Consider the following 17,692-nt stretch of genomic DNA (forward strand, 5'->3'; position numbering starts at 1 on the left):
CACAAAAGGGGGTGCCGGGGGGTCTCAGGGCCGAGCGGGAGTGGGGCTGAGCGCTGGTGCGCCCGCGGGAGCAGCGGCCCCCCCAGCCCCGGCCTGATTGGCGGCCGCAGGCGGCGTGCAGTTGTCGCGCACGATCTGGCGCAGGCGCACGGTTTCGGCGCGCTTCATGGCTTCGTCCATGGTCACGCGCTGGCCCTGTTCATTGACCATGAACAGGGGCTGGCTGGCCCCGGCCTGCAAGGTTTCGAGCGAGGCGCGGGCGCGCTGGCAGTTGTCGGCCCGGATCTGGGCGTTGCGCAGCTCGACCTGCTGGCGCAGTTGCTCGTCGGTCAGGCGGCCCGCTGCCGCGCCGGCTGCGGGGGCAGGGCGGGCCGGGGTGTCGGCCGGGGACGCTGGGGCGGCGGTGGGCGCAGCGGCCGACGCCGGGGCGGCAGGCCGGCGCAAAATGCGCTGGTCGGGCACTGCGGCAGGCGGCGGCATGTCGCTGGCCACACGGCGGCCATTCTCATCGAGCCAGACCCAAGTCGGGCCGGCCTGTGCGGCAGCGGCCAGCAGCAGGCCCGCGGCCAAGGCGCCGATTTGGGCGAGCAGGCCCGGCCAAGCGCGGACACGTCTTGCGCCCAAACGCTGGGGCAGGTGTGCCGACGGAAAAAACGCAGTGGATAAACTGTTCATGGTGGGCGTGAAATATAACCGTTCCCCAGCCCGCCTACAATAGCGGTTTTGGAGTTTTACCATGCGCCTGCTCGGAAAAGCGCTCACTTTCGACGATGTGTTGTTGGTGCCGGCCTACTCGAATATCCTGCCCAAAGACACCTCGCTGGCCACGCGCCTGACGCGCGACATCACCCTCAACCTGCCGCTGGTCTCGGCTGCCATGGACACCGTCACCGAAGCCCGGTTGGCGATTGCGCTGGCGCAAGAGGGCGGCATCGGCATCGTACACAAAAACCTGACGCCGCAAAACCAGGCCGCCCAAGTGGCCAAGGTCAAGCGCTACGAGTCCGGTGTGCTGCGCGACCCGGTGGTCATCACACCCACGACCACGGTCTATCAGGTGTTGCAACTGTCCGAAGAACTGGGCATTTCGGGCTTTCCGGTGCTCGACGGCGGCAAGGTGGTGGGCATCGTTACCGGGCGCGATCTGCGCTTCGAGACCCGCACCGAACTGCCGGTGCGCGAGATCATGACGCCGCGCGAGCGCCTCATCACTGTGCCCGACGGCACCACGCCCGAAGAAGCCAAGGCGCTGCTCAACAAGCACAAGCTCGAACGCCTGCTGGTGGTCAACGAGGCCTTTGAGCTCAAGGGCCTGATCACGGTCAAAGACATCCGCAAACAGCTCAACTTCCCCAACGCCGCGCGCGACGCCGCCGGGCATTTGCGCGTCGGGGCCGCCGTGGGCGTAGGGGCCGGCACCGAGGAGCGCGTGGAGCTGCTGGTGCGCGCCGGGGTGGATGCCATTGTGGTCGATACCGCACACGGCCACAGCAAGGGCGTGCTGGATCGGGTGCGCTGGGTCAAGCAAAACTATCCGCAGGTGCAGGTGATTGGGGGCAACATCGCCACCGGGGCGGCCGCGCGTGCGCTGGTGGAAGCCGGGGCCGACGGCGTCAAGGTCGGGATCGGGCCGGGCTCGATCTGCACCACGCGCATCGTGGCCGGGGTGGGGGTGCCGCAGATCACCGCCATCGACAACGTGGCCACGGCGCTGCAGGGCACCGGCGTGCCCCTGATCGCCGACGGTGGCGTGCGCTACAGCGGCGACATCGCCAAAGCCATTGCCGCCGGGGCCAGCAGCGTGATGATGGGCGGCGTGTTTGCCGGCACCGAAGAGGCGCCGGGCGAGATCGTGCTGTTCCAGGGCCGCAGCTACAAGAGCTACCGCGGCATGGGCTCGATCGGCGCCATGCAGCAGGGCAGCGCCGACCGCTATTTCCAAGAGTCCAGCACCGGCAACCCCAACGCCGACAAACTCGTGCCCGAGGGCGTGGAAGGCCGCGTGCCCTACAAGGGTTCGGTGGTGTCGATTCTGTTCCAAATGGCCGGTGGCCTGCGCGCCGCCATGGGCTACTGCGGTTGCGCCAGCATCGCCGACATGCACGCGCAAGCCGAGTTCGTCGAGATCACCACCGCCGGTGTGCGCGAAAGCCACGTCCACGATGTGCAAATCACCAAGGAAGCGCCGAATTACCGGGCTGATTGATTGGGTGCCCTTATGCTGCTTGAGCAATTGCGAGCCATGAACCCGGAGTTGCAGCGCCTTGCATCGCGCTATGGCGGCTCGCATTTGCGTGTATTTGGCTCTGTGGCACGCGGTGAAGAAAGCCCGCAAAGCGACGTCGATTTTCTGGTGGTTCTGCCGCGTGGATACGATATTTTTTCGCAGCGCCTGCCCCTGACGCAAGACCTGAGCGACTTGCTGCAACGCCGTGTCGAGGTGGTGCCGGAGCACGAACTCAGCCCCCACATCCGCTCCCGCGTGCTGGCGGAGGCCGTCGAGTTGTGAGCAAGCCTTGGCAAACCTACGCGCTGCACATTCTCGATGCAGCCCAAAAAATCGAGGGCATCAGAAATCGTGGCGATTTGCTCACCGATGAGGTGTTCTATGCGGCTACGCTGCGGCATCTCCAAACCCTGTCGGAGGCCACCCAAGCCTTGCCCCAGCAGTTGAAGGATTCGCACACTCAAATACCTTGGCGCGAAATCAGCGGTTTTCGCAATATCCTCGTGCACAACTACTTGGGCGAGATTGATGCACTGGCGGTGTTGCGCGTGCTTGAAAACCAACTACCCCAACTGGTGCAAGCCGTTCAATCCATGCTCGCCGATTCTGGGCACCGACACCCATTTCCCTAGACCCCCCATGCTCCACGACCACATCCTCATCCTCGATTTCGGCTCCCAAGTCACGCAACTGATCGCGCGCCGGGTGCGCGAGGCGCACGTGTATTGCGAGGTGCACCCCTGCGACGTGAGCGAGGAGTGGTTGCGCCAGCAGGCCGCCAGCGGCCACTTAAAGGGCATCATCCTCTCGGGCAGCCACGCCAGCGTCTATGAAGTCGAGGACCGGGCGCCGCAGGCGGTGTTCGAACTCGGCCTGCCGGTGCTGGGCATTTGCTACGGCATGCAGACCATGGCGCAGCAGTTGGGCGGCCAGGTGCAGGGCTCGGCGCAGCGCGAATTTGGCTACGCCGAGGTGCGCGCGCGCGGCCACACCGCCCTGCTGCGCGACATCGCCGACTTCCACACCCCCGAAGGGCACGGCATGCTCAAGGTCTGGATGAGCCACGGCGACAAGGTCACCGCGCTGCCGCCGGGCTTTAAACTCATGGCCAGCACCGATTCCTGCCCGATAGCCGGCATGGCCGACGAGGCGCGGCGCTTCTACGGCGTGCAGTTTCACCCCGAAGTCACGCACACGGTGCAGGGCCGCGCCCTGCTGGAGCGCTTCGTGCTCGACATCTGCGCCGCCCGGCCCGACTGGGTGATGCGCGACCACATCGAAGAAGCGGTGCAGCGCATCCGCGCCCAGGTGGGCGACGAAGGGGTGATCCTGGGCCTCTCGGGCGGGGTAGATTCGTCCGTGGCGGCCGCGCTCATCCAGCGCGCCATCGGCGAGCAGCTCACCTGCGTTTTCGTCGATCACGGCCTGCTGCGCCTCAACGAGGGCGATCAGGTGATGGAGATGTTCGCCGACCGGCTGCACGTGCGCGTGCTGCGCGTCGATGCCAGCGACTTGTTTTTGCGCGAGCTCGCCGGGGTGTCCGACCCGGAGCAAAAGCGCAAGATCATCGGCCGCCTGTTCGTCGAGGTATTCAAGGCCGAGGCCGCCAAACTCACGGCAAGTGGTGCTTCAAAAACAAGCGCCAAGTGGTTGGCACAAGGCACCATTTACCCAGATGTGATCGAATCTGGCGGGGCCAAGAACAAAAAGGCGGTGAGCATCAAAAGCCACCACAACGTGGGCGGGCTGCCCGAGCAGCTCGGCCTCAAGCTGCTGGAGCCGCTGCGGGATTTGTTCAAAGACGAGGTGCGCGAGCTCGGCGTGGCGCTCGGTTTGCCGCCCGCCATGGTCTATCGGCACCCCTTTCCGGGGCCGGGGCTGGGGGTGCGCATACTGGGCGAGGTGCGGCCCGAGTTCGCCGACTTGCTGCGCCGCGCCGACGCCATCTTCATCGAAGAACTGCGCTCGACCATCGAGCCGCACAGCGGCAAGAGCTGGTACGAGCTCACCAGCCAGGCCTTTGCCGTGTTTTTGCCGGTCAAGAGCGTGGGCGTGATGGGCGACGGCCGCACCTACGACTACGTGGTGGCGCTGCGCGCGGTGCAGACCAGCGACTTCATGACCGCCGACTGGGCCGAACTGCCCTACAGCCTGCTCAAGCGCGTCTCGGGGCGCATCATCAACGAAGTGCGCGGCATCAACCGCGTCACCTACGACGTGAGCAGCAAACCACCGGCTACGATCGAGTGGGAGTGACACGGGGCTTGGGGCAGCCGTCGGGCCAGGCTGGCATTGCGTTCAGTGCCGCCTTGACGTGATGCAATGAGACCCTCTGCGCCCCGCACCATCTCTCGATGTCACTAGACCACGCCACCCTTGCCCTGCTGCGCGAGCGCCACCCGGCTTGGCGCTTGCTGGCCTCGGCGCATGCGGCGCTGGTGGCGAGCTTTTTGCATCGGGTGTTTGTGGCACCCAATGTGCGGGTGATGAACGAGGCCGACTTGGCCGAGGCGCTGGAAGATGAGCTGTACGCTTTGCGCGAGCAACTTGGCCCCGACGCCTACCCCAAGGCGGCCAGCGAGTACCTGAACGACTGGGCCGCCCCGGACAAGGGCTGGCTGCGCAAGTTTTACAAGCCGGGCACGGACGAGGCGCAGTTCGAGCTCACGCCCGCGACCGAGAAGGCCATCGCTTGGCTGCTCTCGCTCACCGAGCGGCCGTTTGTGGGCACCGAGTCGCGCTTGCTCACGCTGTTTGCGCTGCTGGAGCAGATCAGCGAGGGCACCGAGGCCGACCCGGTCAAGCGCCTCGACGAGCTGCGCAAGAAGCGCGACGCGCTGGAGGCCGAGATCGCCCGCGTGCAGGCGGGCGAGGTGGCGCTGCTCGACGACACGGCGGTGAAAGACCGCTTCCAGCAGTTCCAGCAACTGGCGCGCGAGCTGCTGGCCGATTTTCGCGAGGTGGAGCACAACTTTCGCCTGCTCGACCGCAAGGTGCGCGAAAAAATCGCGCTCTGGGACGGCAGCAAAGGGGCCTTGCTGGACCAGATCATGGGCGAGCGCGATGCCATCACGGATTCGGACCAGGGCCGCAGCTTTCGCGGCTTCTGGGACTTTCTCTTGTCCAGCCGGCGCCAAGAGGAGCTGGCCGAGCGGCTCGATCGGGCGCTGGCGCTGCCGGCGGTGGTGGCGCTCAAGCCCGAGCCGCGCATGCGCCGCGTACACCACGACTGGCTGGAGGCGGGCGAACACACGCAGCGCACGGTGGCGCAGTTGTCGCAGCAAATGCGCCGCTTTCTGGACGACCGCGCCTTTTTGGAAAACCGCCGCATCCTGGACTTGCTGCACGGCATCGAGAGCCGGGCGCTGGGCTTGCGCGCGGCCCTGCCTGTGGGCACGGTGATGCACATCGACGCCATGGGCGCAGAGATCGAGCTGCCGCTGGAGCGGCCCTTGCACACGCCGGGCGCCAAGCCGCTGCTGGCGCAACTGGCGCTCGAGGTGGGTGCGGACGAGATCGACACCGCGCGCCTGTTCGACCAGATCGTGGTGGACAAGGCGCGCCTGCGCGCGGCCGTGCAAGGCGCCCTGCGCCGCCAGCCGCAGATCACGCTGCGCGAGCTGCTGCACGCCGAGCCGCTGCGCCAAGGCCTGGCAGAATTGGTGGCCTATTTGGAGCTGGCTCATGCCGATGCCGGCAACGACGCCTTGGGTGGCCTGCGCGCCGTGGTGGACGAAACCGTGCAAGAGCCTATCCCTTGGCAGGCCCGCAACGCAGCAGGCGCTGCCGTGACGCGCCAGGCGCGCTTGCCGCGCTTGATCTTCACGCGCTGAAATCGAGAGCAATTGAGCATGAATGACCCACTCGATCACGCTTCGGCCCTGGCCGCCGCACCCAGCGCAGCGCCCGCAGCGCCGGAGCTGTCGCAACTCTTGCTGCATTTGCTCAAGGGCGTGCTCTACCGCGAAGAAGATGAGCGCCTATGGGCCAGCCTGCTGCGCTTGCAGGCGCGGGTGCGGGAGCAGGCCGCGGTGCTGTTGCTGGATCTGTTGCTGGACGAGGCCGAGGGCCACGCCTTTCTCAAAAGCCGCCCAGACCCGGACGAAGCCGAGGGCGCGCCGCGTCTGCCCAGGCTGGTGGCGCGCCGGCCGCTCTCCTACCCAGTGAGCCTGATGCTGGCCCTGCTCAGAAAGCGCATGGCCGAGTTCGACGCCGGCGCGGGCGACACGCGGCTGGTGCTCTCGCGCGACGAGATCGCCGAGCTGGTGCGCGTGTTCCTGCCCGATGGCACGAACGAGGCCCGCTTGATCGACCAGGTGGACGCGACCTTGGGCAAGGTGGTGGAACTGGGCTTTTTGCGCCGCCTCAAGCCCACGGCCGGCAGCAGCCAGCCAGCGCGGCAGGAGCGCGGCCACTACGAGGTGCGGCGCATCCTCAAAGCCTTTGTCGATGCACAGTGGCTGGCCGAGTTCGAGGCGCGGCTGGAGGGCTATCGCAGCGCCCTGTCCGCGGTGGCCGATGCGGCACCGGATGCAAGCCCCGCCGCAAACCAAGGAGCGCCCCATGCTTGAGGCAGCGACGCTGGGCCTGGACTTCGTGGACGACGAGAGCCGGGTGGGCTTCAGGCTGCAGCGGCTGGAGGTGCTCAACTGGGGCACCTTCGACCAGCGCGTCTGGCGCTACGAGCTCGATGGCCGCAACGGCCTGCTCACGGGCGACATCGGCTCGGGCAAATCGACCTTGGTGGATGCCGTCACGACCTTGCTGGTGCCGCCGCAGCGCCTGGCCTACAACAAGGCCGCCGGGGCCGATGCCCGCGAGCGCAGCTTGCGCTCCTACGTGCTGGGCCACTACAAGAGCGAGCGCAACGAGGTCACGGGCAGCAGCAGGCCGGTGGCGCTGCGCGATGCGTCGAGCTACTCGGTCATCCTGGCGGTGTTTCGCAACGAGGGCTACGACCAGGCCGTGACGCTGGCCCAGGTGTTCTGGCTCAAAGACCCGCAAGGCCAGCCCGCGCGCCTGTTCGTGGCAGCCGAGCGGGCGCTGGCCATTGCCGAGCACTTCAGCGGCTTTGGCAGCGATATCGCGGGCTTGCGCAAGCAACTGCGCGGCGCAGCTTGCGAGCTGTTCGAGGGCTTTCCGCCTTACGGGGCCTGGTTTCGCCGCCGCTTTGGCATCGAGCACGAGCAGGCGCTGGAGCTGTTCCATCAGACGGTGTCGATGAAGTCGGTGGGCAACCTGACCGATTTTGTGCGCAGCCACATGCTGGAGCCCTTCGATGTGGCCAGTCGCATCGAGGCCCTGATCCGCCACTTCGACGACCTGGACCGCGCGCACCAGGCCGTGCTCAAGGCCAAGCGCCAGTTGGAGCTGCTCACACCGCTGGTGGCCGATGGCCAGCGCCACAGCGCCCTGCTGGCCGAGATTCAGGGTTGGCGCGAGGGGCGCGAGGCGCTGCGGCCCTACTTTGCCCGGCTCAAGGGCGAGCTGCTGGAGCACCGTCTGGCCTTGCTGGCGCAGGATGCCGCCCGGCTCGAGGCCCAGATCGAGCGCCTAGAGGCGCAGCGCGAGGCCGAGCGCCTGGAAGTCCGCCAACTGGAGCGGGCCTTGCGCGACAACGGCGGCGACCGGCTGGAGGAGCTGGCGGCGCAGATACGCCGCTTGGAGCAGGACAAGGTGCAGCGGCAAAAGCGCTCCGAGCGCTTGCACGAGCTGCTGGCCCGCATCGACGAGGCGGCACCCGGCGATGAAGCCGGTTTTTTGGCCCAGCAGCAGGGCATCGCCCAGCGTGCCGAAGGCCTGCGCGAGCAAATCGCCGAGCTGGACAACCGCGAACGCGAGCAGGACTTTGCTTTTCGCAAGGATCGTGAGGAACACACCGCCTTATCCGACGAGATCGAGAGCCTGGAGCGGCGCAAAAGCAACATCGACGCCGCCCAGGTTCGCATCCGCGAGGCGCTGTGCGCGGCGCTGGCTATCGACGAAGGCGAGCTGCCGTTCGCGGGCGAGCTCATGCAGGTGCGCGACGACGAGCGCGATTGGCAAGGGGCCGCCGAGCGCTTGCTGCGCGGCTTTGGCTTGGCGCTGCTGGTGCCCGAGGCCCACTACCCGGCGCTGGCGCAATGGGTGGAGCGCCAGCATCTGGGGGCGCGGCTGGTGTATTTTCATGTGCGCCCAAGGAAGGCTGCGCAGGGCGCGGCCAGCCCACAGCCGCAATCGCTGCTGCGCAAGCTCCTCATCAAGCCCGATTCGCCGCACACCGAATGGCTGGAGCAGGAGCTGCGCAACCGCTTCGACCTGGCCTGCTGTGACTCGGATGAGCAGTTCCGCCGCGAGGCCCGCGCCATCACGCGCGCCGGCCAGATCAAAGACCCATCGGGCCGCCACGAAAAGGACGACCGCCGCCGCATCGACGACCGCAGCCGCTACGTGCTGGGCTGGAGCAACGCCGACAAGCTGCGCGCCTTGCGCGACCAGCGCCAGCGCCTAGAGCAGCAACTCGCCACGCTGGGGCAGGGCATCGCACAACTGCAGCAGGCGCGCAAGGAGCTGCGCAGCCGGCTGGATGCCCTCAGCAAGCTGGAAGAGTTCACGCGCTTTGCAGACATCGACTGGATGAGCCTGGCGCGCCAGATAGCCACGCTCACCGAGGAGCGGGCGCGGCTGGAGGCCGCATCCAACACCCTGCAAGAGCTGGGGCGCCAGTTGCAGGCGGTGCAAGGCCGGCTGGCCGATACCGAAAGCAAGCGCGCCGAGGCGCTGGGCAAGCGCGGGGAGGCCAAGGCCAAGCGCGCGGCGGCCCAGGAACTGCGCGATCAGGCCAGCGCCGCCTTTGAGGCCATGCCGCTGGAGGCGCAGCAGATCGAGCGCTTGGACGGCTGGCGCACGCAAGCGCTGGGCGCGCATCAACTCTCGGTGGAGTCCTGCGACAACCGCGAGCAGGAGCTGCGCAAGTGGTTGCAGGACCGCATCGACGCCGAAGACAAGCGCCTGGCGCGCCTGAGCGAGCGCATCATCAACGCCATGCGCGGCGTCAAGGAAGAATTCAAGGCTGAAACCAGCGAGATGGACGTGGCCCTGGCGGCCCTGCCGGAATACGAGCGCATGCTCAGCGGCCTGAAAGGCGACGACCTGCCGCGCTTCGAGGCGCGCTTCAAGGAGCTGCTCAACGTCAACACCATCAACGAGATCGCCCACTTCAACGCCCAACTGGCGCGCGAGCGCGAGACCATCAAAGAGCGCGTCAACCTCATCAACCAGTCGCTGCAGGCGATCGACTACAACCCCGGCCGCACCATCAAGCTGCTGGCGCAGCCCAGCCCGGACGCCGAGATCCGCGACTTCCAGCAAGACTTGCGCGCTTGCACCGAAGGCACGCTGACCGCTGCCGCCGACGAGCAGTATTCGGAAGCCAAGTTTTTGCAGGTCAAGGCCATCATCGACCGCTTTCGCGGCCGCGAAGGGCTGGCCGACGCCGACCGGCGCTGGACCGCCAAGGTCAGCGATGTGCGCAACGGCTTTTTGTTTTCGGCCAGCGAGCGCTGGCGCGCCGACGGGGCCGAGCACGAGCACTACTCGGACTCGGGCGGCAAGTCGGGCGGGCAGAAAGAGAAGCTGGCCTACACCGTGCTGGCCGCGAGCCTAGCCTACCAGTTTGGGCTGGAATGGGGGGCGGTGCGCTCGCGTTCGTTTCGCTTTGTGGTGATTGACGAGGCTTTCGGGCGCGGCTCGGACGAGTCGGCGCAGTACGGCTTGCGCCTGTTCCAGCAACTCAACCTGCAGTTGTTGATCGTCACGCCCTTGCAGAAAATTCACATCATCGAACCCTACGTGCACAGCGTGGGCTTCGTACACAACGAGGGCGGGCGCGACTCTAGGCTGCGCTGCCTCTCGATCGAGGAGTACCGGGCGCACCAAGCGGCTGAAACAAGGCCAAGCCCGGGCGCGGCCAGTGACGCCAGCGACGCAAACGCGGCCGGTGGCGGCGCACCCGCATGAGCTGGACCACACCCGCCGACCTGCGCGCCCAGGTCCAGCGCCTGTGGGAGCGCGGCGATTTGCTGCGCGCGACGGTGGACGCGAGTGCTGTGGCGTGGCCCCTGCGCCTGAGCCTGAAAGCCCCGAGCGCGGCCGATTTGTCCGAGCGCTTCGAGGCGGTGCGCGACTGGGTGCGCGCCGTTTCCGACACGGAGCAGGTGCGCATCGAATGGCGCGATTGGAACCATCGGGTACAGGGCGCGCAGCGGCTACCCGACACGGTGTGGCTCGACTCCCTGCCAGCGGCCTTGGCCTTCATCGGCAAGGCGCGCCAGGCCCAGCGCTTCCAAGCGCTGTGGCAGCAAACGGCCGCCGTGCAGCCCGCGCTGCTGGTGTGGTTGCGCAAGCGCCCGCTGCAGGCGCTGGACTTGGCCGAGCGCTGGGAGCGCCTGCTGGCCGTGGCGGCCTGGTTGCAGGCGCACCCGCGCCCCGGCGTTTATCTGCGCCAAGTGGACGTGCCCGGCGTGGACAGCAAATTCATCGAGGCGCATCGGGGCGTGTTGGCCGAGCTGCTGGACTTGGCGCTGCCGCCAGAGCACATCGAGACGGGAGCGAGCGGCGTGGCGCAGTTCACGCGCCGCTTTGGTTTTCTGGACAAGCCGGTGCGGATTCGGTTTCGCCTGCTCGACCCGGCCCTGCCGAGCCTGCCCGGCCTGGCCAACTGCGCAAGCTTGCCCGGCTTGCCCCATGGCGCGCTGCTGCCCGACCTCACGCTCGACGCGGCCAGCTTCGCGGCGCTTTCCTTGCCCATCGAGCGCGTGTACATCACCGAAAACGAAACCAATTTTCTCGCCTTTCCGCCGCTGGATCGGGCCATCGTCGTCTTTGGTGCGGGCTACGGCTGGGAGGCGCTGGCGCGCGCCGCGTGGTTGCAGCGCTGCCGCCTGCACTACTGGGGCGACATCGACACCCACGGATTTGCCATCTTGGACCATTTGCGTTGCCACTTCCCGCACGCCGCGTCCTTGCTCATGGACCGCCAGACGCTGCTGGCGCACCGCGCGCACTGGGGCGAGGAGCCCGATCCGGTGCGCCACGACCTGGCCCGCCTCACGCCCGAGGAGGCGGCCGTCTATGACGAGCTGCGCTTCGATCGCCTGCAGCCTAGGCTGCGGCTGGAGCAGGAGCGGGTGGGGTTTGGGTGCTTGATCGGGCGGCTGCGCTGAGTCAGTTCAGGCTGGTCGGCAAACACTTGATGCCCGCCATCCCCAAGTTTTTCTGGCTGATGTGGGTGCTGAATAGGGGCAATAAGGTTTGCACATTGGTGTCAAAGCTGTGCCGCCACATGACTTGCAGCTTCTGCAATGCGTTTTCATTGCGGTAGATGCTGCCGTCCCAGTCGATGAGCATCATGGCCACATCACCGTCATCGGCCAGCATGCACAGCAGGGCGTCATCGGCGTCCTTGTTCAGCGATGCCTTGAGCTCGGCTTCATGGTCGGCCAGAGCTTCAACGTACAGGTCGAGGCTCAGAGGCTTGCGCCCGGACAGCGCCGAGAGCAAATCGGCTGCAATTTTCTTCTTGCGCGTCATTGTCGGTATTATCAACCACCGCTTGGTCTTTGAAGCTCCCAAGAGGTGTCCGTCCGCAAGAACGCAGTCCCAGATTTGGATTATTCGGCCGTTATCGCGGACATTCGTCAGATTAAGCGGACAGCCAGAGGCGATGCTTTCGATATGTGTGACTGGCAGCCAGTGGCCATCCGAGTCAGCGGACAGGATGGCAACACTCGCAGGCAATGCACTTGCATCGACAAGACAAGGCGTTTGCATTACCATGCAAGTCATCCATCCCTTTTTAACCGGAGAGCGCCATGGCTGCTACCCTCGAAGTCGAATCCACGCTAACCGACCGCTACCAGACCACGGTGCCGGAAACCGTGCGCCGCGCCCTTCGTCTGGGCAAGCGCGACAAGATCCACTACACCATTCGCCCAGGCGGTGAGGTCGTGCTGACACGTGCCGAACCCTCCGAGGCAGACGATCCGGTGCTTGGGTCTTTCCTTGGTTTCTTGGCCCGCGACATCGCCAGCCACCCTGAGCGGCTGCAAGCCGTCGACGCCCGCTTCGTGCAACGCCTCCAATCGCTGACCGGCGGAATTGAAGTCGATCTCGATGCCCCCTTGTCGGCGGACGATGAATGAGCTCAAGCAAGCTAAATCCCTTGGTAATTCACGGCTGGACGGTTTTTGCCCACCCGCTGTTCCTTGCGCAACTTGAAGTCTTGGCGCGGCAGGTCGATGCCTTCAAGCATAAGGACCCGGTCGGGTACGTGAAGAAGAACGCCACCAAGCGACTGGCGGCGGTCACCAAGTTGGCATTCGGCGTCATCCCGCAGGACCCGGCACGGCAGGAATACCGGCAAGGCAACACCCTCGGCGACGACCATAAACACTGGTTCAGGGCAAAGTTCTTTCAGCGGTACCGACTGTTCTTCCGCTACCACGCGCAAGCCAAGGTAATCGTGCTCGCTTGGGTCAATGACGAGGACACCAAGCGCGCCTACGTGTCACATCCCGGACGATCATAAGGCGCCCGAGGAAAGAGATGAGGATGTGAAGCGTACCATGCTTTCATGGCCTGCAAGGGCGTTTGGCTCTTGAGGGCTGACTGGGGCAGTTGATGGTTATAAAGGTGCGCATGTCCAGCGGCTGCAGCGCCAGCCAGATGGTGTCGATGCGAATCATGACAGCAGCAGCTTGAGGATGGAGGCGCACTGGCTGTGCTGATCGGCAGGCAGGCTCAGGCTGGCTTGCAACTCACCGCGGCTGATGCTCAGGTGCAGCCGCTCATTGCCTGTGGGACTGACCAGTGGCGCGCAGTGGCCGGCGGCTGAAACCTGTGGCGCCAGCGGGTGTGGCGGTGCCGGGTGTGGCGAGCACGCCGCCCTGGGTCTGTCGTCGGTGTTGTGCGATCCAGCGGCGCAGCAAGTTGGCATTGAGTCCGTGGGCCTTGGCAATGGCGGCCGTGCCAGCACCGGGCTCGGCGCAGGCAGCAACCATCTGGGCTTTGAAGGCTGCAGGGTAGTGAGCGCGTTTGCGGCCCGCAGCGGGGAGTTGTGTATCGCAAGCAGTGTGCATGTGTCCATCCAAAATGAAGTGGACACGATGGTCTCAGGCTGATCGGCTGCCTGCAAGATGGGTTGGCGGGACGCTTACCCTCGGGTGCCACATCCTCGTCGGTCTGACCCTCGTGGTTGGGCTCATCGCCGGCCATGATATCCAGCAACTCATCGGCATCGAAGCCGGTGAGCGCCAGATCGAAGTCATCGAGCTTGAGTTCTTCGAGTTCGAGCCGCAGCAGATCCTCGTCCCAGTCCGCCCAGGTGGCCGATCGGTTGGCGAGGATACGCAAGGCCTTGATCTGTGTTGGTGTCAGATCATCGGCTAGGATCACCGGTAGCTGCTCAAGACCCAGCCGCAGCGCGGCTTTAAGGTGCAGATGGCCGTCGACCACCTCTGCCGTGCTCTTGGCGATGATCGGGATGCGGAACCCGAATTCGGCAATGACAGCCGCCATCTGATCGACGGCGTGATCGTTCTTCCTCGGATTTCTGGCATACGGGATCAGCCGGCTGGTCGGCCAGAGTTCGATCCTATCGGCGAGCACTTGCTGTTTCATAGTTGTACAATATCTCTGTCCAATTAATGGGAAGCCGCCATGACCATCGAAACCACCTACAGCCAAGCCCGCGAGCAACTCAAGGCGCTCATGGACCGTGCGGTCGATGACCGCGAAGTGGTTCTGGTGCGCCGCCGCTCGGGCGGAGCGGTTGCCTTGATTGCCGCCGATGAGTTGCAAAGCCTGATGGAGACGGCGCATCTGCTGCGCTCGCCCAAGAATGCCCAGCGTCTGCTGGCCGCTTTGGCACGCGCCCGGACTGGCGATGTCGCCCCGACCGCTGTTGACGCCCTTGAGCAGCACCATGGCCTCCAAGCCTGAAGCCAAACGGGTCGCGGTGTTTCAGCCCGAGTTTCTGGAGGACTTGAGCTACTGGGTCGAGACAGAACGTCGCACGGCCAAGCGCTTGCTGGAACTGGTCAAGGCTGTGCTGCGCGATCCCTTCAAGGGCATCGGCAATCCCGAGCCGCTGAAGTACCTCGGCTCGGATGTCTGGTCACGCCGCATCACGCAAGAGCACCGCTGCGTGTATCTGGTGAAAGCCGATCGGATCGAGTTTCTGCAGGGGCGTTACCACTACTGACTTTGCGTTCTGCATCGACCATCGAGGTTCAATGGCTCATGCCACCCTTGGCCGAGTGGAGCAGTTTGGGTGGCCGCCGGGGGTCACTTACCAAATACCCAGCCCAGCCGGTGGCGTGCGGCTGGAGACTTTCGTGCCTTGGACGCTGGTCAAGCGCGGGGTCAGGCAGCAAATCATCACGCCCTTGGATGCGCCGCAGGCCTTCCAGCACGAAGCCCAGCGCGAACGCCAGTCGCGCCAGAGGGTGCCAAACACCCCTTTGCTGCGGGCGCTGGGCCAGGCGCACCATTGGCAGCGGCTGCTGGATGAGGGGCGCATGGCATCGGTGTCCGAGATCGCACAGGCCGAAGGCATCGACCCCACGCAGGTGCGCCGCCTGCTGCGCCTGACCCTGCTGGCACCGCAGATGATCGAGCAGTTGCTGCGCTCGCCCAACAGGGCACTGGAGCAGGTGCTGCGCCTGCCTTGGCACAGCGGCTGGGATGCGCAGATGCGGGGGCACGATGCGGGCGCTGCGCCTGACCCTGCCGGCGCTGACCCTGCTGATCACCCGACCTGATCTATGATCCTTGGCGCAGCCGCCTTCACCGCTTTGTCGGCTCCAGCCACCACACCCAGCAAGGTTGAATACACGCCCGAGCCCTGGCGCAGACGCAATCTGTTTTTTGGTGAGGTCCGTGCTCTGGAGCGTGCTCTGGGGCGAGACGCTGGAGCAGCGCTTGCTCAAGATCCAAAGTGGCGCATTGCGTGAGCGCCCAGCATCGGTTATCTGCCAAGTTTCCAGCGGGCCAGCCAGTTCGATCTGGCCCTCAACACCTGGCAGGAGGTTGAGGGCGTGCAGGTCGAATCGGTGTGCGTGCTCGACGACCGGCCATCCATGTTCCAAGAGGATGCGCACCGCTTGACCTCGTGGCATCCGCAGTTCATCTGGACCCACCCCGCTCTGGGCTTGTCGGATGCGGGTACGCAAGAGGCCCTGTCGCAGTGGACGAGTGCGCCCGTGATGGGGCGGCAAGCAGCGCCACCGGAGGCGCCACAGGTTTGAGTTTGCACCGGCTGAGAGTGCGCCGGTGTGAGCGGCGGGGGCAAGCTCCACAGTTTGGCGGGCTGCTGCCGTGGCTTCGTCGGTGCTGCTGGGTGGCTGGCCTTCGCGGAACGGAACGGGCTCACCGCGCTTGCTTTCCTGTATGGCCCCGGCCATAATCTTGGAAAGCGGCACGGCGTTCCAAGGCTGCGGCAGCCTTGTCCCACGGCACCCAACCTGCGGATCAAACGGACGCGCCTTCGGCCCGCCGGTTAACCTCAATGTTAGGCTCGCCATGTCAGCAAAAGAGTTGGAATCAATTTTCCTGATAGCGGTCGTGGTACTCATGGCCTATCTGGGTTTTAGGTCCTCAAACATGAACAATCAGATCAAGGCCGACAAGCTCAAGAAGCGTGAAGAGGAAATACAAGAAGAACTTGCTTTCATAAGGTCAACGAGGAAACACTTCCCAGACAGGGAGGCAGTCGTCTCAGCTCTTCTAGAGCGCTACACGTGGCAGCAAGTATTCGAAGGCTTTGGCATTGGGGTGTTGGAGATGGAACTTCTGCGAAGCCTGCGCTCATGCTCATCCATTTCGCTACCCAACCCTAACGCGGTAGATCTGAATAATGAGGAGCGCCAAGTGCTTCGAGATGCAAAGAAGGCTGCCGACACGTTCGGCGAAGATCGTGACCTAGAGTCTTGCTACCAAGAGCCAACCGTTCGAACACTTAGGGATCTAGCGCTAGCTGGACTTGTGGACTCTCAGGCCACAGGCGACACGGAAGGCCGAGAGTTCAAAGTCTCTATTACTTTGCGCGGTCGCCAACTACTGAAGCTCGATAAGAAGTTCAGATCCACTGACTCAAGGTTCGAAATACCAAGCCGCCTTTTTCAAACGACCGACGCCCGGAGCGAGTTCGCTTCAGTCGTAAGAGTGGTGCTCGGCGTCGGCGAACCCAACCCCTCCTTCAAGCGGACGGTGACGGCGCCGCTTAAGTCAAACGGTTAGATTTCTCATGCCACATACACACGACTTTTTTATCAGCCACAGTTCCGCGACGAAGGAGTTGGCGCGTCACCTCTTCTACAACTCGATAGCTAATGGCTTGTTCCCTTGGTACGACGAGGCATTGCTTAACCTTGGCGATCAACTTGAGCAAGAGTTACAGCTTGGCATTGAAGCCAGCGAGTTATTCCTTCTCCTTCATAGCAAAGCAGCAATCGAAAAGAAGTGGGTTCCGTTTGAGATGAAAGCTGCTGAGGCTATTTACAAGAATGACCCGACATTCCGTCTGATCGCAGTAAAGCTTGATGACGAACCACTTCCAGATTTCTGGCAGCAATTTCTCTATCATTCTTGGAGCAACGCTGACCAACCAAGATCCATCCTACGTCTACTCTCCGAGCTTACAGGTCGGAATCCGATAGTACAGATTGCAGCTGCTGCCGTGCTGTCGACTGCACCATCAGATGCTTTCGTGAATTCATCAAGTACGGTCGCTGAACACGCGAGGAACTATGTTCTTTACTACTTGGGTCACGTAAAACAACTACTCTCCGCCGTACATCAAGTTGGTTACGACCAAGAGTTGCGTGACACGCTAGCAAAGATTCTTCATCTGTCACTGTTTGAGCAATTGCCAGCACTTCAAGGGGGCATCATTCCGATCGCCCCCGCAATTTTTGAAGTGATTTTCACAAATCGAATGCGGATACCTCCGCGAGTAACTATTGAGGGGCTACCTGCTCGCTACAACTGGATGCTAATCACCAACACTGAAATTGCCTGTCGTATTGCAATCACTGAGGCAGGAACATCGAAACCAGTCCAACATCCGGCACCACTGTCTATATCCATCATGCTTGATGCGGAGCTTTGAGTGACGAAATCTAACCCGACGGTCAAGAGGGACGCTCCGCCAAAATGTGCGGCTCCGCGCCCCTTACCTTTACGTTAGGCCTCGCTCTGGCTTCTGCCACCCCACTTCCTCGCGCTCCGGCGGCGCTGCCCGGTTGCTGGCCTGCTGCTTGGACTTCGGGGAACGGCACAGGCACACCACCCTTGCTTTCCTGCAAGGCTCCGGCCATAATCTCCGGCAACGCCGCCGCGTTCCAAGGCTCCAGCACCCTTCACTCCATCGCCTCTCAAGAAACACCCTTAAGAGGCGCGTAGATAAAAACTTACGGTTATGAAGAA

18 protein-coding genes and 2 pseudogenes are annotated in these 17,692 nt (G+C 64.3%); 16 read left to right on the plus strand and 4 right to left on the minus strand.

Annotated features, from left to right (window positions below):
- Positions 1-24: 24 nt before the first annotated feature.
- Positions 25-675, minus strand: a complete 651-nt coding sequence (locus SRAH_RS01735; RefSeq protein WP_171816015.1) for a DUF4124 domain-containing protein — start codon at positions 673-675, stop codon at positions 25-27.
- Between the two features lie 61 nt (positions 676-736).
- On the opposite strand from SRAH_RS01735, the gene guaB reads away from it, so the two are divergent.
- The 8 genes from guaB (at position 737) to SRAH_RS01775 (ending at position 11,430) form a co-directional block, all read left to right on the plus strand.
- Positions 737-2,206 carry an IMP dehydrogenase gene (guaB, locus tag SRAH_RS01740; protein WP_029461635.1) on the plus strand — a complete coding sequence of 490 codons (1,470 nt, stop codon included), beginning with the start codon at positions 737-739 and terminating at the stop codon, positions 2,204-2,206.
- Between the two features lie 36 nt (positions 2,207-2,242).
- The gene (locus tag SRAH_RS01745; RefSeq protein ID WP_232840962.1) at positions 2,243-2,509 is read left to right on the plus strand and encodes a nucleotidyltransferase family protein; all 267 of its coding nucleotides are present in this window, start codon (positions 2,243-2,245) and stop codon (positions 2,507-2,509) included.
- Positions 2,506-2,859 (plus strand): HepT-like ribonuclease domain-containing protein, encoded by a 354-nt coding sequence (locus SRAH_RS01750; protein WP_029461637.1) that lies wholly within the window; start codon positions 2,506-2,508, stop codon positions 2,857-2,859. Before SRAH_RS01745 ends, SRAH_RS01750 begins: the two co-directional genes overlap by 4 nt.
- 7 nt (positions 2,860-2,866) lie before the next feature.
- Positions 2,867-4,483, plus strand: coding sequence for a glutamine-hydrolyzing GMP synthase (gene guaA / locus SRAH_RS01755; RefSeq protein ID WP_029461638.1), 1,617 nt, complete (start codon positions 2,867-2,869; stop codon positions 4,481-4,483).
- 98 nt (positions 4,484-4,581) lie between these two features.
- The gene (locus tag SRAH_RS01760; RefSeq protein WP_029461639.1) at positions 4,582-6,060 is read left to right on the plus strand and encodes a DUF3375 domain-containing protein; all 1,479 of its coding nucleotides are present in this window, start codon (positions 4,582-4,584) and stop codon (positions 6,058-6,060) included.
- A gap of 18 nt (positions 6,061-6,078) precedes the next feature.
- Positions 6,079-6,798: a DUF4194 domain-containing protein gene (locus SRAH_RS01765; RefSeq protein ID WP_045475800.1), complete on the plus strand. Its 720-nt coding sequence runs from the start codon at positions 6,079-6,081 to the stop codon at positions 6,796-6,798.
- Positions 6,791-10,225: an ATP-binding protein gene (locus SRAH_RS01770; protein ID WP_045475823.1), complete on the plus strand. Its 3,435-nt coding sequence runs from the start codon at positions 6,791-6,793 to the stop codon at positions 10,223-10,225. Before SRAH_RS01765 ends, SRAH_RS01770 begins: the two co-directional genes overlap by 8 nt.
- A complete protein-coding gene (locus SRAH_RS01775) occupies positions 10,222-11,430 on the plus strand; it encodes a DUF3322 domain-containing protein (RefSeq protein ID WP_029461642.1) in 1,209 nt (402 codons plus the stop codon). Before SRAH_RS01770 ends, SRAH_RS01775 begins: the two co-directional genes overlap by 4 nt.
- 1 nt (position 11,431) lies before the next feature.
- On the opposite strand, the gene SRAH_RS12530 is transcribed toward SRAH_RS01775, so the two are convergent.
- On the minus strand, positions 11,432-12,043 hold the full coding sequence (locus SRAH_RS12530; protein WP_149028902.1) for a hypothetical protein: 612 nt from the start codon (positions 12,041-12,043) through the stop codon (positions 11,432-11,434).
- 35 nt (positions 12,044-12,078) lie between these two features.
- On the opposite strand from SRAH_RS12530, the gene SRAH_RS01785 reads away from it, so the two are divergent.
- Both SRAH_RS01785 and SRAH_RS01790 read left to right on the plus strand, forming a co-directional pair.
- Positions 12,079-12,408 carry a type II toxin-antitoxin system PrlF family antitoxin gene (locus SRAH_RS01785; protein WP_029461644.1) on the plus strand — a complete coding sequence of 110 codons (330 nt, stop codon included), beginning with the start codon at positions 12,079-12,081 and terminating at the stop codon, positions 12,406-12,408.
- A pseudogene (locus tag SRAH_RS01790) lies at positions 12,405-12,776 on the plus strand (type II toxin-antitoxin system YhaV family toxin); the annotation flags it as partial. The gene SRAH_RS01785 and the pseudogene SRAH_RS01790, both read left to right, overlap by 4 nt.
- Here SRAH_RS01790 and SRAH_RS12535 read toward each other — a convergent pair.
- Both SRAH_RS12535 and SRAH_RS13230 read right to left on the minus strand, forming a co-directional pair.
- Positions 12,767-12,898, minus strand: a pseudogene (locus SRAH_RS12535) (IS481 family transposase); the annotation flags it as partial. The pseudogenes SRAH_RS01790 and SRAH_RS12535 overlap by 10 nt on opposite strands.
- A gap of 141 nt (positions 12,899-13,039) precedes the next feature.
- Positions 13,040-13,885 carry a ParB N-terminal domain-containing protein gene (locus SRAH_RS13230; RefSeq protein ID WP_197537841.1) on the minus strand — a complete coding sequence of 282 codons (846 nt, stop codon included), beginning with the start codon at positions 13,883-13,885 and terminating at the stop codon, positions 13,040-13,042.
- 39 nt (positions 13,886-13,924) lie between these two features.
- Between SRAH_RS13230 and SRAH_RS01805 the strand changes: the two genes are divergently transcribed.
- The 6 genes from SRAH_RS01805 (at position 13,925) to SRAH_RS11885 (ending at position 17,375) form a co-directional block, all read left to right on the plus strand.
- Positions 13,925-14,206: a type II toxin-antitoxin system Phd/YefM family antitoxin gene (locus SRAH_RS01805; RefSeq protein WP_029461648.1), complete on the plus strand. Its 282-nt coding sequence runs from the start codon at positions 13,925-13,927 to the stop codon at positions 14,204-14,206.
- Entirely contained in the window at positions 14,190-14,468 is a 279-nt protein-coding gene (locus SRAH_RS01810; protein ID WP_029461649.1) for a Txe/YoeB family addiction module toxin, read from the plus strand. The genes SRAH_RS01805 and SRAH_RS01810 overlap by 17 nt, the downstream gene beginning before the upstream one ends.
- Before the next feature lie 31 nt (positions 14,469-14,499).
- Positions 14,500-15,027: a hypothetical protein gene (locus tag SRAH_RS01815; protein ID WP_045475803.1), complete on the plus strand. Its 528-nt coding sequence runs from the start codon at positions 14,500-14,502 to the stop codon at positions 15,025-15,027.
- A gap of 276 nt (positions 15,028-15,303) precedes the next feature.
- Positions 15,304-15,513, plus strand: coding sequence for a hypothetical protein (locus SRAH_RS01820; RefSeq protein WP_029461651.1), 210 nt, complete (start codon positions 15,304-15,306; stop codon positions 15,511-15,513).
- A gap of 142 nt (positions 15,514-15,655) precedes the next feature.
- The gene (locus tag SRAH_RS01825) at positions 15,656-16,504 is read left to right on the plus strand and encodes a hypothetical protein (RefSeq protein WP_149028903.1); all 849 of its coding nucleotides are present in this window, start codon (positions 15,656-15,658) and stop codon (positions 16,502-16,504) included.
- A gap of 7 nt (positions 16,505-16,511) precedes the next feature.
- Positions 16,512-17,375 carry a toll/interleukin-1 receptor domain-containing protein gene (locus tag SRAH_RS11885; protein ID WP_076606958.1) on the plus strand — a complete coding sequence of 288 codons (864 nt, stop codon included), beginning with the start codon at positions 16,512-16,514 and terminating at the stop codon, positions 17,373-17,375.
- Positions 17,376-17,692: the final 317 nt, after the last annotated feature.

The sequence above is a fragment of the Serpentinimonas barnesii genome, assembly GCF_000696225.1.
Classification (GTDB): Bacteria; Pseudomonadota; Gammaproteobacteria; order Burkholderiales; family Burkholderiaceae_C; genus Serpentinimonas; species Serpentinimonas barnesii.